Here is a 13,579-nt window from a genome sequence, read left to right as displayed (position 1 = left end):
ACGTGAAAGTGCAGGTCAGCGCCGCGCTGCGATGTGATGGGGGCGCCCTCTCAAGGCGCGCGTGCCCTCTGCGTGCCCAATCTCGGGGTACAGGAGTACTCGTAAAACGCAGCAACGGCTCCCCAACGAAACAAGCCCCAGGTCGCTGACCTGGGGCTTCATTGTGGAGCGGGTGACGAGAATCGAACTCGCGCTCTCAGCTTGGGAAGCTGATGTTCTACCATTAAACTACACCCGCGTAGTTCGGACGGGTCGACTCGGGAGTCGGGGTCCGGACGTTGCTCACTGTACAGCATGGAAGACCCCTGGTGCCCGGGCCCCAGGGGTCTGAGTCTGTTTCGGGGGTGGGATCCGGCTGCGGGTGGGCGGAGTTGGGGCGTACGGTGGAGGCCTCGCGGAGGGGGCGGGTGGGCCGGAGTGCCGCCTGGAGAGCCGTCTCTTTGATCCCGTAATGTGGCTTTTGTCGTCAGGGTGGAACGCCCGACGAGGCTCTTGGGGAAGGGACTTAAGGGACTTGATGGAACGCACCGTCGTCCGCTGTGCGGATGGGCACGTCTTCAGCGCCGCTTCGTTCCCGATGCAGCAGGCCGAGCGGCTCGGCCCCGGCCGGCTCATGAGGTGTCCCGGGTGTGCCCGGCTCCGCAGTGTGGTGCCGGTCGCTCTGGAGAAGCGGTAGCCGCTCCGGAGAACCGGCAGCGAAGCGGAAAGCAGCAGCGAAGCGGAAAGCAGCAGCGAAGCGGAAAGCAGTAGCGAAGAGTGAAGCGGTAGCTACGCGGTCGCGGGAGCGGCGCGAACAGTGATCCGGGCGCGCGGAACCGTCACGATTGTCACGGCTCCGCGCGCCTTGCGTATCCTCGCTACGTGCTTCTCTCAGACAAGGACATCCGGGCCGAGATCGACGCCGGGCGGGTACGGATCGATCCCTACGACGAAACCATGGTGCAGCCGTCGAGCATCGACGTGCGGCTGGACCGCTACTTCCGGGTGTTCGAGAACCACCGGTACCCGCACATCGACCCCTCCGTCGAGCAGCCCGATCTGACGCGGCTCGTGGAGCCGGAGGGGGACGAGCCGTTCATCCTGCATCCCGGGGAGTTCGTGCTCGCCTCCACCTACGAGGTCATCTCGCTTCCCGACGATCTTGCCTCGCGGCTGGAGGGCAAGTCCTCGCTCGGGCGCCTCGGGCTCGTCACCCACTCCACCGCCGGGTTCATCGACCCCGGCTTCAGCGGGCACGTCACCCTTGAGCTGTCCAATCTCGCCACCCTGCCGATCAAGCTCTGGCCCGGCATGAAGATCGGCCAGCTGTGCATGTTCCGGCTGACCTCGCCCGCCGAGTTCCCCTACGGCAGCGAGCGCTACGGCTCCCGGTACCAGGGGCAGCGCGGGCCGACCGCCTCGCGGTCCTACGTCAATTTCCATCGGACCCAGGTGTGAGGGCCACAGCAACATGAGTGACGTGCGGGAGAACCTGACCTACGAGCGGTTCGGCGGCGCCATCCGCGAGCTCGCCCAGACCATCGCCGACGACGGGTACGAGCCCGACGTCGTGCTCAGCATCGCCCGCGGCGGGGTGTTCGTCGCCGGCGGGCTCGCCTACGCCCTCGACTGCAAGAACATCCACCTCGTGAACGTGGAGTTCTACACCGGGGTGGGGACCACCCTGGAAATGCCGGTCATGCTCGCTCCCGTGCCCAACGTGATCGACTTCTCCGACAAGAAGGTCCTGATCACCGACGACGTCGCGGACACCGGCAAGACGCTGAAGCTGGTGCGCGACTTCTGTCTCGACACGGTCGCCGAGGTGCGCTCCGCGGTGATCTATGAGAAGTCCCACTCGCTCGTGAAGTGCGAGTACGTCTGGAAGCGGACCGACGACTGGATCAACTTCCCGTGGAGTGTATTGCCTCCAGTACATAAGTCGGGTCAGGCGCCCAAGGAGAACAAGGAAGCCCTCTGATCTGCGCCGCTTCAGGCCTGCCCGTATCAACTGCGGAGCGGGCCTGATCCGTCTCGCGTTGTCGTAGGTATCGGGTAGCTTCCACATAGGCCGAGCTCGGGGAGGGGCAGCGATGGGGCAGCCTGCGCAGAATGAGTCGAACGTTCCTCAGGGTCCTCGTACCTACGACGAGATCATTAGCGACTCGTGGACAACGGAGGAAGAGGCGCAGCGCGCCAGAGCGGACTCTCTGCTGGGGCACATGGCAGCCCTCTTGGCTCAGCGGGGAGACGTCGCCCACGTTCAGCTACTCCTCATGGTTCGCAGTGCTGTGATCGAGTACGACTACGACTCTCAGACGCATGACCTGTGGCTGGAGATCGATCCCCAGAACGAGTCGGCGTTCACGGAGGAGGCTAAGGAACTGCTGAGGTCGGTCTTCGAACGGGTTAGTGGACGCCTCGGCTACGGAGTGAGCTGGCTTGGGTTCCGCGAGACGCTGCCTAGCGTCGGCCCTGATTGGCGCGAGCGTCTGCAAGAGATGATGAATGCAGACAGGCCGACGAACATGGCGCGGCGAACCATGCCTGAAAAACCGCAATGGGTGATGGACGGACTTGCCTTCACCAACTTCGGTGAGCGCCGTGTCTATCAAGCGTTGAAGCACTTGCAGGAGAACGAGCTAGCCCCAGAGGAAACACTCTCGATCTTTCCGCTGCCGAACGGTCGGGTCCTCGGTCACACCTGGGAGCCCGACATGATCGTCACGTACCGGGGGCGTGCTGGTGTTCTGGAGATCGACGGGCCAAACCATAGGGTCCGGCGGGCGATGGACACTTCGCGCGATCACCTGCTGCGTGACGCTGGTATCGCCTACGTCGATCGGATCCCGGTTGAGGTCATAGATGATGCTCAGGAACTGCTGACAGTTCTGAAGAGGTTCCTTCGACGGCTGCGCGAGTGCCCTTAGCGACCGCACTCACCTTCACCCACCACTCACCCCAGCTCCCATCCCGTCCGCCGTCGACCCACACACCGTGGAGCGGACGTGGTTCATGGCGTCCAGGTGGAGCGCGCCACTGTACGAACGACCTGGACGCCATGGGCCGCGTCTGCTCGGCTCTGCCTGGGTCGACGGTGGACGGGATGGGAGCACCCCGCGCACGCCACTACGGACCCGCAGCCGGGAACGGCGCCCCCTCCATCCCGGTGCCGGCCGATCCCCCGCCGGAGGCACTGTTCTGACCGTGGCCTTGCCCGCCCAGTTCTCGACTCAGGGCCGTAGCTCGCTGCGGCCCCAGGGCACGGCCCCGGCGCCGAAGGCGCAGAGGGGCCAGGGCCCAAGGGGCCAGCCCGCGCTTGCGCGGGCACTTGATGAGGTAGAGAAACCTGTAACAGGTCCCGGGTCCCGGGTCCCGGTCGAAGATCACTTGCCGACTAGCGGTGTCAGCTCGCGGTCGTCATGCATTCGGATGTGCGGCGCCTCGTCGCGCGAAGCGTCCGTGATGCGCGCCGCGTAGACCTCGCTTATCGCCGCTCCTCCTTCATGCCACCTGAGCCATGCAACAGCGTCTTCAGGCAGAGTGCTGGTCAGTGACGAGAAGCCGGCTGGTGAAACCCTCGCGGCATAGCCGCTCGTACGCCTCCAAGACGTCATCCGGTACGGGCAGGCTGATCATGTATCCCTGCTCCGGGTAGATCAGGAGTCGCTGGAGTGCCCCCACCAGCATGTCAATGACCAACCGAGCGTCCTGGATGGACTCCGCGTACTCCTCCAACGTCATCGGAGTGGACGCGCTGACGATCTCGACTTCCGGCCACAGCTTGCGCGCCGTGGCGTAGGCGCGCCTCTCCTCGTACGGCTTGCTGATGAGGAGCACGGAAGAGACCCCCACTCCGGCCACCTCAAGCAGGGCCCTGGAAAGGCGGATGTTCTCGCCGGTATTGCGGGCGTTGGGTTCTACGAGCACGGCTGAGCTAGGAACACCGAGTTCGAGGGCTCGTTCGCGGTAGTGGACGGCTTCACCCCGGGGCATGCGCTCCCGGGTCGTCGGGCTGGTGGCTCCCGTGAACACAAGGAGGGGAGCCATGCCGCGCTTGTACAGATCTACTGCCGTATCGGCTACACCCAGGTCATGGCTACCCAACCCGATCGCGACTGAGCACGGCCGCAGGACATGGCCCATCTGGTGGTAGTCCCACAGGCGCCGTGCATCGGCCCATGCCTGAGTGGAGATCATTCCTACCCCTTCTCGCCCTTCGCCGAGTCCGGCACCTTGAAGTCGTATTCCCAGGCGAAGCGCGAAGCCGCGTGCACACCAATGGCGAACTCCACCACTGTGCCAGAGGCCGTGTACGTCGTCCGATGCAGCTCGACGACAGGTTCGCCCGGAGGCAGCTGCAAGAGCTTTACTTCGTCGGCCGTGGGCGCCCTGGCGAAGATCTCCTCTTTCATGTGGTCGATCTCGTATCCCGCGTCGTACAGCACTCGGAATCCGCCGCCGCGACCGGCCGGCCCCGGCGTCGGGTCGACCAGCCGTGTCCCCTCGACATGTTCGGGCCGGTAATAGCTGGTGAGCGTGTGGGTCGGCTGGTCACCTTCCTTCACCAGTCGCGCCCGCGCATACACCTCTGCGCCTTCGGGCAGTCCGTGCGCAGCTGCGACCACCGGCGGGGCCTCCACGCGACTGACGGTCTGGGTCTGCTCATTCCGGCGGTAGCTGCGCCCAGAGGCCACGCGGTCCGCAATGAAAGCCACCTCGTCGCCATCGCGCCACTTGGCCTTGTCGTACCTGGCAATGCCGAGCCGCTTGAGCGGGACTCGTTGCCGCACGACGGTCCCGTGCCCGCGGGATGACGTCACCAGGCCCTCGGCTTCGAGGGCTTTGTAGGCCTGGTGGACGGTGGACTTGGAGCCCTCGCCTGCCGCAACAAGCTCCCTGATCTGCGGAAGCTGCTGGCCAGGCGCGTATTCACCCCTCTTGATTTCCTCAGCCAGCTTGTCGGCCAGCTCCCGCCACTTGGGCGCCATCGCTCCACTCCTCTCGATGAGACAAGTCAAGCACAGTCCCAGGACTGTTGACAGTCCCAGGACTGCCTGTCACAGTCGTCGTAAGCCGCCCGCAGTCCTAGGACAGCGGGCAGGGAGGGCCTTCTTTGGGCTGCTCCAAAGCATCGACACAGGAGTGCTTCATGCCGTCCTTCAAGATCGACCTTTCGACCGCCGTGGTGTTCGTGGCGACCGCGCCGGAACCCAAGATGGTCAACAAGAAGACCGGTGAGCGGGCCGTGGACCGGGAGACTGGCGCGGACATGTCGACCGTGGGCCTGCTGGTCTCGGACGAGGGGGAGGGAAACCTCTACCAGGTGACCGTGCCGGAGACCGGTCTCCCCGACGGTCTGATGCCGGGCATGCCGGTGCGGGTCACGGGGCTGAGGGCGCGTGACTGGGAGAACGAGTTCAACGGTCAGAAGCGTCACGGCATCTCGTTCCGCGCCATCGCGATCACCCCGGCGGCCTGACCGTGACCGAGGTGACGATGTGGCTGGAGGCCACGGGGGGTCTGGCGGCCGTCGGTGGTGTCGGCTTCGCGAAGGTGCGGGCGCCTCGCGCGTATTGGGCGTTGGTGGGTCTGCCGGCGGCGTTGACCCGGTTCGGGTTCACGTACCGGTCCACGATGGACGTGTGCGGGCTGACGGTGCAGCCGTCGGGTCTGCGGGCGTTCATGACCCGCAACGTTGCCCGTCGTGAGGTGCAGCCGGTTCCGCCGAAGATCCGCCGGGTGCGGGGCACGTCGACCGGGCTGCGGGTGACCTTGCGGCTTCCGGCCGGTCTGGAGCCCGCCGACGTGGCTGCCGCCTCGGAACGGCTGCGTCACGCTTGGGGTGTGCACTCGGTGACCGTGGTGGAGACGAAACCGGGGTTCATCGAGCTGCGGATGACCGGGTATGACGTGCTGCGCCGGGTCCGGATGCCCCGTAAGGCCGTGCCGCACGATCTGATCGTGCCGGTCGCTCTGCGGGAGGACGGGACCGCGTTCGAGCGGGACTACCGCAAGGCGCCGATGGCGCTCACCCTGGGCGCGAACCAGTCCGGCAAGTCCATGTATCAGCGCAACCTGATCAAGGGCCTGGCCCAACTCAAGGTTGCTCTGGTCGGGGTGGACTGCAAGCGCGGGGTGGAACAGTCCCGCTACGCGCCGCGTCTGTCGGCCCTGGTCACCACCCCGGACGACGCCTCCTCGCTGTTCGGCATCCTCGTGGCGGAGATGGAGGACCGCTTCGACCTGCTGAGCAAGCAGGGCGTCTCCGACATCTGGGACCTGTCCGAACGCCTGCGGCCGGTGCCCGTGGTCGTGCTGGTGGACGAGGTCGCGGAACTGTTCCTGATCTCCTCACGCAAGGATGAGGAGCGACGGGAGCGGATCGTGACCGCGCTGATCCGGCTGGCTCAGATGGCCCGTGCGGTCGGCATCTACCTGGAGATCTGCGGTCAGCGCTTCGGCTCCGACCTGGGCAAGGGCGCGACCATGCTCCGTGCCCAGCTCACGGGCCGTGTTGTGCATCGGGTCAACGACAAGCAGACCGCCGAAATGGGTCTCGCCGACGTCGCCCCGGACGCCGTGCCGGCCGCGAGTCTGATCCGGATGGACCTTCCCGGTACCGCTGTCGCGGCGGACACCTCCGGCGGCTGGTCGAAGATCCGCACCCCGGCCGTCACGCAGGAAGAAGTCGTCGCCGCCTGCCGGGACTTCGCCCACCTGGTCCCGGACCTTCCGTTCCTCGACCCCTTCCGCCCGTACGTGCCCGCTGAGGCGCCGAAGAGCGGTCCGTCGCTGGTCAAGCCGCGACCGGTCACCGAGTAACACCCCTGTTCCACGGTCAGCGCGACCGCCCTCGCGCCAGGTCCCTACCCCGTCCATGCCGAAAACCGGAAGGCGGTTCCACCGTGGCAACACCCGACACCGCCCCTCCCGCCGCCGAGTCCGGGCAGTGCCCGGTGTGCAAGGGCACCGGAGAGGTCTCCCGCACCGTCCGCGTCGGCCGCAAGCGCCACACCGTCGGCAAACAGACCGGTCTCTGCCTGAACTGCCTCGGCTCCGGCCAGAACCCCGACTGACCCCGCCCGTCCTGGGCCCGACTCCCGTGAAGGGAGGTGTCTTTCATGCCCCGCTCGCCCCTCCGCCCGGACGCCGTCCTCATCCAGGCCGTGATCGCCGGTGCGCTGTCCTTCGCCCACCTGCACGACCTGGCCGATGCGGCCGGTCAGTCCGGGTGGAAGGCCTGGGCCTACCCGGTCTCCGTCGACCTGCTCCTTGTCGCCGCCTGGCGCCGACTGCGCAACGCCCGACGCGACCGCTCGGCCTGGACCTGGTTCGTCATCGCCCTGAGCGCCTCGCTCGGCGCCAACATCGCCACCGCCGGACTCCTCGACCTGCACCAAGTGCCGTCCTGGCTGCGGATCCTCGTCGCAGGCTGGCCCGCCCTGGCCTTCCTCGGCGGCACCCTGCTCGTCCACTCGCCCGCCACCCCGGCCTCGGCTCCTGCTGAGCCGGTAGTCGAGGAACCGGCCATGCCGGACGTCGAGATCCACCGCGCCGATGAACCCGCCCCGGCGCCTGCTCCGGAACTGGCTCCCGCGCCGGAACCGGCTCCCGTGAAGCCTGCGGCTCCTGCCCTGGTCGTCCCGGTGGCCCTGCTGGATCACGCCCGCAAGCTCGCCGAAGCACACCGGGCCTCCACCGGCTCCCCGATGCCCGCCGACGTGCTCTCCGCCCGCCTCGGTCTGCCCGAGGACATGACCCGCGCCATCACCGACCAACTCCAACTCGCCTGATCCCAAAGGAGGTTCACCCGTGGCTGTACACCGCCGCTTCCGCGACGTGATCCGTATCGGCCCCGTCCAGGTCGCCACGTACTTCGACGGCCGTGGCCGCGACAAGCACACCGCCGCCTGCACTGCCCCCGGCTGCGGCTTCTCCGCCGACTACCCCGACCGCTCCGCCGCCGAACTCGCCGCCCGCACCCACCGCTGCAAGGCCTAGGAGGACAGCTCGTCATGAACGTTCCGCTCTGGCTCGCCGTGATCGGCCTCGGCTACCTCGGCGTCAAGCACGTCCGCCCGCCGTGGTGGCTCGTGATCCTGCTCCTCCTCGGCGGCTACCTCCTCGCGCACAGCGTTCTCGGGCCCGTCGTCGGCTCCCTCGTCAACTAACCCGATCCGAAGGGACACACGCCGTGTTCACCCCGAAGTACCCGACCCCGGACACCGCCCCGCCCCCGGCGCCGGTCCAGCACGAGACCGCCGTCCAGGCGCCCGTCGTGCCGGCCCCGGCCCCGGTCGCCCGCGCGGCCCCGGCCTCGAACCGGCCGACCATTCAGCTCACCCCCGGCACCGCGCTCGCCCTCGTCGGCGGCGGCACCGCCGTGGTCCTCGTCGTCGGCGCGGTCCTGGTCTCGCTGCTGCTGGCGGTCGCCATCACCGGCGTCTCCGTCGCCGTGACCGCCGTCGTCCTCCGCTCGCTCCTCAACAACCAGAAGGGTCACTGACATGGGCATCTTCAGCCGCAAGAACAGCACCCCGGAACCCGCCCGCAATGAGGAGATGGTCGAACTCGGCCGCGAATACGCCATCGCCCGCCGTCACCGGGACACCAAGGCCATGAACCGGATCATGCGGCAGGTCGGCAACGACAAGGACGTGACCGACCTGAGCGACTTCCGCGCCGGCCAGGAGTCCTACGACTCCATCCCGCCCATCCCGCGCGGACGCAACCGCCGCCGCTGAACGGCCCCCGGGGCGGCTCTCTCGCCAAAGAACCGCCGCCCCGGACGCCTGCAACCACTTCCAGATCCAACGGACCCGAAAGGGAAGCCCCATCATGCCCCAGCACGGCCTGAACACGCCTGTCTGCCGCGACTGCGACGGCTTCGCCACCGTCGCCATCACCACCGGCACCCGCAACACCGACGGCACCCGCGCCACCCTCACCGTCACCTGCCGGGCCTGCAAGGGCACCGGCCACACGATCCCCGCCTCCGCCCTCGCCCAGGCCAGGAGGTGACCGGCGTGTTCCGCAAACCCCCCAGCGACCTGTACCCGACCGAGGAAAAGCCCGGCCTGCGCGTCCGCGGCGGCACCCGCTACACCAGCTCGCAGGGCGACTACGTGTGCGGCGGCTGCGGCGCGGAGGACCACGCCAACGGCGACGACAACGTCAAGGCCCTGGTCGAGGACTACACCGCCAACCACGGCCCCGCCCACCGAGGCGGTCGCCAGTGACCGACACCGCCACCATGGCGGGCCTGGACCCGACCACCCTCGCCGACGTGCTGAGGCTGGCCGGGTCCACCGGCTTCGACCGCCTCCAGGAACAACTCCGCCGCACCGGCGGCTGCTCCGACCCGATCCACCTCATGGGCTCAACTGTCACCCGAGACCGCGTCACGGGGCAGGTGCTGCACGCCTACTCGACGGCTGATGAACCCGGCGGCCGGCTTCGCGTCGCCTGCGGCAACCGCCGTGCCTCGCGCTGTCCGTCGTGCGCCTGGACCTACGCCGGCGACACCTACCACCTCATCCGCGCCGGCCTCGTCGGCGACCCCGACAAGGGCACCCCGCACACCATCCGCGATCACCCCCGCGTCTTCGCCACCCTCACCGCCCCCTCGTTCGGCCCGGTCCACAACCGGCCCGGCAACCGGCCCTGCCGCTGCGGCACCCGCCACCCCGAGGACGCGCCCGAACTCGGCACTCCCCTCGACCCCGAAACGTACGACTACGCGGGCGCCGTGTTGTGGAACAACCACGCCTCCGACCTGTGGCGCTACTTCACGATCTACCTGCGCCGCGAGATCGCCCGCCGCGCCGGACTCACCCAGAAGGACGCCCACGCACAATCCCGCGTCTCCTTCGGCAAGGTCGCCGAGTACCAGAAACGCGGAGCCGTCCACTTCCATGCCGTGATCCGCTTCGACGGCCCCGACGGACCCGACAGCCCACCCCCGGCCTGGGCCACCCTCGACCTCCTCACCGACGCCATCCACGCCGCAGCCGCCCGCGTCGCCGTCGACATCGACCCGGCCGGAGACCAGCCAGCCCGCACCCTGCGATGGGGCACACAGCTCGACGTACAGCCCATCGGAGCCTTCGGCAACGGCGAAGAGATCACCGAACAGGCCGTCGCCTCCTACGTCGCCAAGTACGCCACCAAAGCCGCCGAAACCACCGGCACCGTCGACCGCCGCATCGGCAACAAAGAGGCCCTCGCGCTGCTCGGCGTACCCGACCACCCCGCCCGACTCATCACCGCCTGCCTCGACCTCCACGCCCTCTACCCCGACCGCAAGCTCCGGGACTGGGCCCACATGCTCGGCTTCCGCGGCCACTTCTCCACCAAGTCCCGCCGCTACTCCACCACCCTCGGCGCCCTCCGCCAGACCCGCGCCGACTACCGCGCCGCCCAGCAACGCGCCGCCCTCGGCCTGCCCGACCCCGACGACGAGACCACCACGTTCACCCTCGCGCACTGGGCCTATGCCGGTCACGGCCACACCCCGGGGGAGTCCTGGCTCGCCGCCAATATCCGCCGCGACATCCAGCACAACCGCGAGATCGCCCGCGAAGAACTGGCAGGAGGTGCACTTGATGAGCAGGAACACTGAACAGCCGAAGTCCCGGAAGGATGCGCCGAAGCGCGAGGTAATGACTATTGAGGAGTGGCTTCGCATGCACCTTCGCCGGGCCCCTGAGCGGGATGAGGAGTGGGTGCGCCGTGCGCGCGTTTTGCATGGCAAGGCCTGACGGTCAATGCCAGACGGGCTCGATCAAACTGGGGTCGAACTTGCGTCGGCCTCGCCCGGCTGGGTGGATGAGCACGGCGGACAGGCTGTGCAGGGCGATTTCTTGCTGCCGCTCGACTGGCAAGGCGAAGAACTCTTCAACCGTCAGGTTCGCTGTGTCGTTTTTGGCTTCGGCCTGCTTCTGCTCCTTGTAGAAGCGGGCCCGTTCGAGCTTCAGCTCATCACGCGTCCGCTCCTTGTTGGGCAGGAGCTGTAGAAGGGTGGCCACGGTGATCTGCTTCGACTTCTCCGCCTGTACGAGCTGGTTGATGTCCTCCTGGACCTGTGCCAACTCATCTTCTTTGGGCCACCGTTGGTCAACTGGCGTTGCTGTCACCGACACCCGTGTCCGTTGTTCTTCGAGTACGAGCTGAGCGATCAGCCGGTCAACCGGCTCCCCGGTGCGTCCGACCTTGCCGCACCCTCCATTCACCACCGAGCACTGATAGGTGAACCTCGCTGCGTTCGAGCCTGGCTTCCACTTGTGGTTTACCTGACCCCGGATCTTGGTCTTGCAGAGGCCGCAGCGGGCGATCCCTGAGAGCAGGTACTTACGCGCGAGCGACTGACCCGGTCGCTTCTGCTTCCGCTCCTTGACCGCCGCGCAAACCGCCTCCCACTCCTCAAGGGTGTTGATCGGCTCCCAGTCGCCCATGACGGGCTGGCCGTCCTCGCCGTAAAGAATCTCGCCGTGGTAGGTCCGGTAACCGACCAGTCGCGGGCTCGTCAGGATGTGCTCGACGTGGTGGTGAGCCATGCGCTTGGTTCCCTCGCGGGGGTTGCCCAAGCCCTGCTCCTGCCACCTCGTGCGGATGGTCCCGATGCGTACGCCGGCCAGGATCTCTTTCTGCGCTTCACGGATGGCCTCGGCGGCCTTCCGGTCCACCTTGGTGCGGTCGTCCCTCTGCCACCCGTACGGTGCCGGGCCGCCGCCGTCCTTGCCCTGCTGGGCCAGCTCCAGGTGCTTGCGCCTGATCCGGCGCGAGGCGTCGTGAGAGGACTTGTTGGCGAACGCGACCATAATGCGGGCCATCGTGCGGCCGTCAGGCGTTCCGATGTTGATGTCGTTCGTGACTGTGGCGAACTTCAGGCGCGGGCGCTCGTCGTAGATCTCGATCAGGCGCTCAAGGTCGCGTGGCTGTCGAGCGAGCCGGTCAAGGTCGTACGCCACGATGCCGTCGATCAGACCGGCGCGGAGGTCGGTCAGCATCAGCTCGAACTCTTCGCGTACGACGTTGCGCTTGAACGCGGAGACGTCGTTGTCCTCGTAGATCTTCACGGCCTGCCACGACCGGAGATCCGCCAGACGCTCGCAGTCCTGCTGCTGGCGGGCGACACCGAGCGCTTCGCCTTCGTCATCCCGTGAGATGCGGGTGTAGATCCCCACCTTGCGTGCCACGTTCGGACCTCCCCCTGCCGCCGGAGCAGGGGCCCAGACTACTACCGTCATTTAGTCAAGTCAGCCTGGAGCGTCGAGCCGCCCGTCGTGCAGCGGGCCGGACAGGTTCTCGACGCCTAGGAGCACGTAGGCGCCCGGAAGAGGATCAGGAGTAGATGATCCACTGCTGGGTGCCGGTGACCTTGGGGCTGCCGATGTTGGGTGGTCCGCTGCCCTCAGGCCACACCGACACGCTGACGTTGTACTTCACGCCCTGCACCAGATCCTTGTCGACCGCGAACTCGGTCCACTGCCGTTCGGTCCGCGGTGTCGGCCAGGCCTCTTGACCGGCTGCCTCCCTCGGCACACCCGTGGCCGGATACACCACCTGCGTGCTCGTCCCGTCTTCGAGCCAGAGGTAGACGTCCACCAGCGCATGGCCCGAGGTGGCGCGCCACTCGGCGTTCATGTACAGGCGGCCGTCGGCGATCCGGACGCAGGACTTGGCCTGCACGTTCGGGACGTACGTGGGCTTCAACGCGCTGCACCTGTGAGCCGGATTGGGGAGCGCGCCGGAGGCGGACACCGCCGGCGTGGACGCTGCCGGTGCCGCCGGTTCCGTCCCGGACGCCGTAGGAGTCGTGCTCGGTGACGGCGTGAGCGAGGGGCTCGGTGACGGCGGCGTTCGTGTCGTCGTCGTGTCGCCCGCCACGGCCGCGTCCGAGTCCGTGTGCGCTGCCGTGTGCCGGTCCCACAGGTCGACGCCCACGAAGGCGCCCATGGCCACGATCACCGCTCCGGCCACCGACCAGGCCACACCCGTCCGCAGGGAGGTCCGCGGGGCGTAGTGGTGGTGGTGCTCGTTGTGTTCGTTGATCGTCTGGTCGCGGGCGGTCTGGTACGTGCGTGCGCTGTCCGCCGGAGTCGCCGTGAAGGACTGCCCGGTGGGCTTCTCCGGCCGCTGAGGGGGCTGATCCGTCATCGCTCGTTGATCGTCTGATTCCCGGCCGACTGGTAGACGCGGCCGTTACCGGTCGCCGTCGCGTTGAAGACCGTGGAGTTGCCCTGCGGCTGGGCCGACAGCGCCGGAGCCAGATCTTCAGCCAGGACGCGGCGTAGTTCCTCCGCGAGGTCGGGGTGGGCGGCGAGCAGTCGTCGGAAGCGCAGACGCCATTCCTCCGCCGAGACCTCGGTGAGGTCGTCCTGGGCGTCGGCCAGCAGCAGGGTGCGGGTCTCGGTGAGCTCTGCCTCCACCGTGGCGGCCCGCTCCGGGTACGCGCGGCGCCACAGCGCGCCGACCGAGGCCTGGGCCCGTTCCCACAGATCAGTGGTGAGAGCCGTTACCACTGCTGTGCCCGCGGTGGACGCGAGTGCCACCAATTCGGCTTCCACAACCCCTCCTTCTTGCTCCGATGCTCGGC

The 13,579-nt window shown here is 67.7% G+C and carries 19 protein-coding genes and 1 tRNA gene; 14 read left to right on the top strand and 6 right to left on the bottom strand.

Features of this window, described 5'->3' with window-relative positions:
* Positions 1-164 precede the first annotated feature (164 nt).
* Positions 165-238: transfer RNA gene (locus O1G22_RS19915), tRNA-Gly, on the bottom strand.
* 623 nt (positions 239-861) lie between these two features.
* On the opposite strand from O1G22_RS19915, the gene dcd reads away from it, so the two are divergent.
* The 3 genes from dcd (at position 862) to O1G22_RS19900 (ending at position 2,909) form a co-directional block, all read left to right on the top strand.
* Positions 862-1,437: a dCTP deaminase gene (gene dcd / locus O1G22_RS19910; RefSeq protein WP_270082574.1), complete on the top strand. Its 576-nt coding sequence runs from the start codon at positions 862-864 to the stop codon at positions 1,435-1,437.
* 13 nt (positions 1,438-1,450) lie between these two features.
* Positions 1,451-1,960 carry a phosphoribosyltransferase gene (locus O1G22_RS19905; protein WP_270082573.1) on the top strand — a complete coding sequence of 170 codons (510 nt, stop codon included), beginning with the start codon at positions 1,451-1,453 and terminating at the stop codon, positions 1,958-1,960.
* Between the two features lie 241 nt (positions 1,961-2,201).
* The gene (locus tag O1G22_RS19900; RefSeq protein WP_270082572.1) at positions 2,202-2,909 is read left to right on the top strand and encodes a hypothetical protein; all 708 of its coding nucleotides are present in this window, start codon (positions 2,202-2,204) and stop codon (positions 2,907-2,909) included.
* Positions 2,910-3,513: 604 nt separating this feature from the next.
* On the opposite strand, the gene O1G22_RS19895 is transcribed toward O1G22_RS19900, so the two are convergent.
* Positions 3,514-4,179: a YdcF family protein gene (locus O1G22_RS19895; RefSeq protein ID WP_270082571.1), complete on the bottom strand. Its 666-nt coding sequence runs from the start codon at positions 4,177-4,179 to the stop codon at positions 3,514-3,516.
* A gap of 2 nt (positions 4,180-4,181) precedes the next feature.
* Positions 4,182-4,970 carry a GntR family transcriptional regulator gene (locus tag O1G22_RS19890; protein ID WP_270082570.1) on the bottom strand — a complete coding sequence of 263 codons (789 nt, stop codon included), beginning with the start codon at positions 4,968-4,970 and terminating at the stop codon, positions 4,182-4,184.
* A 161-nt stretch (positions 4,971-5,131) separates the two neighbouring features.
* Between O1G22_RS19890 and O1G22_RS19885 the strand changes: the two genes are divergently transcribed.
* The 11 genes from O1G22_RS19885 (at position 5,132) to repSA (ending at position 10,603) form a co-directional block, all read left to right on the top strand.
* The gene (locus tag O1G22_RS19885; RefSeq protein ID WP_270082569.1) at positions 5,132-5,461 is read left to right on the top strand and encodes an SCO3933 family regulatory protein; all 330 of its coding nucleotides are present in this window, start codon (positions 5,132-5,134) and stop codon (positions 5,459-5,461) included.
* A gap of 17 nt (positions 5,462-5,478) precedes the next feature.
* Positions 5,479-6,804 carry an FtsK/SpoIIIE domain-containing protein gene (locus tag O1G22_RS19880; protein WP_428986499.1) on the top strand — a complete coding sequence of 442 codons (1,326 nt, stop codon included), beginning with the start codon at positions 5,479-5,481 and terminating at the stop codon, positions 6,802-6,804.
* Positions 6,805-6,887: 83 nt separating this feature from the next.
* Positions 6,888-7,058, top strand: coding sequence for a hypothetical protein (locus O1G22_RS19875; RefSeq protein ID WP_270082567.1), 171 nt, complete (start codon positions 6,888-6,890; stop codon positions 7,056-7,058).
* A 45-nt stretch (positions 7,059-7,103) separates the two neighbouring features.
* Complete coding sequence (locus tag O1G22_RS19870) at positions 7,104-7,775, top strand: DUF2637 domain-containing protein (protein WP_270082566.1); 672 nt, start codon at positions 7,104-7,106, stop codon at positions 7,773-7,775.
* A gap of 19 nt (positions 7,776-7,794) precedes the next feature.
* Positions 7,795-7,983: a mobile element transfer protein gene (locus O1G22_RS19865; protein WP_270082565.1), complete on the top strand. Its 189-nt coding sequence runs from the start codon at positions 7,795-7,797 to the stop codon at positions 7,981-7,983.
* A gap of 14 nt (positions 7,984-7,997) precedes the next feature.
* Positions 7,998-8,153 carry a hypothetical protein gene (locus tag O1G22_RS19860; protein WP_270082564.1) on the top strand — a complete coding sequence of 52 codons (156 nt, stop codon included), beginning with the start codon at positions 7,998-8,000 and terminating at the stop codon, positions 8,151-8,153.
* A 23-nt stretch (positions 8,154-8,176) separates the two neighbouring features.
* Positions 8,177-8,488: a SpdD protein gene (locus O1G22_RS19855; RefSeq protein ID WP_270082563.1), complete on the top strand. Its 312-nt coding sequence runs from the start codon at positions 8,177-8,179 to the stop codon at positions 8,486-8,488.
* Position 8,489: 1 nt separating this feature from the next.
* A complete protein-coding gene (locus O1G22_RS19850; protein WP_270082562.1) occupies positions 8,490-8,726 on the top strand; it encodes a hypothetical protein in 237 nt (78 codons plus the stop codon).
* A 94-nt stretch (positions 8,727-8,820) separates the two neighbouring features.
* Positions 8,821-9,003, top strand: coding sequence for a hypothetical protein (locus O1G22_RS19845; RefSeq protein ID WP_270082561.1), 183 nt, complete (start codon positions 8,821-8,823; stop codon positions 9,001-9,003).
* Positions 9,004-9,008: 5 nt separating this feature from the next.
* Entirely contained in the window at positions 9,009-9,221 is a 213-nt protein-coding gene (locus O1G22_RS19840) for a hypothetical protein (protein ID WP_270082560.1), read from the top strand.
* Positions 9,218-10,603, top strand: coding sequence for a replication initiator protein RepSA (gene repSA / locus O1G22_RS19835; protein ID WP_270082559.1), 1,386 nt, complete (start codon positions 9,218-9,220; stop codon positions 10,601-10,603). Before O1G22_RS19840 ends, repSA begins: the two co-directional genes overlap by 4 nt.
* 142 nt (positions 10,604-10,745) lie before the next feature.
* Here repSA and O1G22_RS19830 read toward each other — a convergent pair whose 3' ends face one another.
* The 3 genes from O1G22_RS19830 to O1G22_RS19820 form a co-directional block, all read right to left on the bottom strand.
* Positions 10,746-12,179, bottom strand: coding sequence for a recombinase family protein (locus tag O1G22_RS19830; protein ID WP_270082558.1), 1,434 nt, complete (start codon positions 12,177-12,179; stop codon positions 10,746-10,748).
* 145 nt (positions 12,180-12,324) lie between these two features.
* Positions 12,325-13,140, bottom strand: coding sequence for a hypothetical protein (locus O1G22_RS19825; protein WP_270082557.1), 816 nt, complete (start codon positions 13,138-13,140; stop codon positions 12,325-12,327).
* Positions 13,137-13,550 (bottom strand): hypothetical protein, encoded by a 414-nt coding sequence (locus O1G22_RS19820; protein WP_270082556.1) that lies wholly within the window; start codon positions 13,548-13,550, stop codon positions 13,137-13,139. The genes O1G22_RS19825 and O1G22_RS19820 overlap by 4 nt, the downstream gene beginning before the upstream one ends.
* Between the last annotated feature and the right edge of the window lie 29 nt (positions 13,551-13,579).

It is taken from the genome of Streptomyces camelliae, from assembly GCF_027625935.1.
GTDB classification, from domain to species: Bacteria; Actinomycetota; Actinomycetes; order Streptomycetales; family Streptomycetaceae; genus Streptomyces; species Streptomyces camelliae.
The sequence above is the reverse complement of the archived record's forward strand: the minus strand, read 5'-3'. Positions and strand labels throughout refer to the sequence as shown.

Coding starts and splice junctions, on each gene's coding strand:
- O1G22_RS19870 (WP_270082566.1), top strand. CDS start 7,104: ATGCCCCGCTCGCCCCTCCGCCCGGACGCCGTCCTCATCCAGGCCGTG.
- O1G22_RS19905 (WP_270082573.1), top strand. CDS start 1,451: ATGAGTGACGTGCGGGAGAACCTGACCTACGAGCGGTTCGGCGGCGCC.
- O1G22_RS19880 (WP_428986499.1), top strand. CDS start 5,479: ATGTGGCTGGAGGCCACGGGGGGTCTGGCGGCCGTCGGTGGTGTCGGC.
- O1G22_RS19850 (WP_270082562.1), top strand. CDS start 8,490: ATGGGCATCTTCAGCCGCAAGAACAGCACCCCGGAACCCGCCCGCAAT.
- O1G22_RS19825 (WP_270082557.1), bottom strand. CDS start 13,140: ATGACGGATCAGCCCCCTCAGCGGCCGGAGAAGCCCACCGGGCAGTCC.
- O1G22_RS19890 (WP_270082570.1), bottom strand. CDS start 4,970: ATGGCGCCCAAGTGGCGGGAGCTGGCCGACAAGCTGGCTGAGGAAATC.
- O1G22_RS19845 (WP_270082561.1), top strand. CDS start 8,821: ATGCCCCAGCACGGCCTGAACACGCCTGTCTGCCGCGACTGCGACGGC.
- O1G22_RS19895 (WP_270082571.1), bottom strand. CDS start 4,179: ATGATCTCCACTCAGGCATGGGCCGATGCACGGCGCCTGTGGGACTAC.
- O1G22_RS19900 (WP_270082572.1), top strand. CDS start 2,202: ATGGCAGCCCTCTTGGCTCAGCGGGGAGACGTCGCCCACGTTCAGCTA.
- O1G22_RS19860 (WP_270082564.1), top strand. CDS start 7,998: ATGAACGTTCCGCTCTGGCTCGCCGTGATCGGCCTCGGCTACCTCGGC.
- O1G22_RS19885 (WP_270082569.1), top strand. CDS start 5,132: ATGCCGTCCTTCAAGATCGACCTTTCGACCGCCGTGGTGTTCGTGGCG.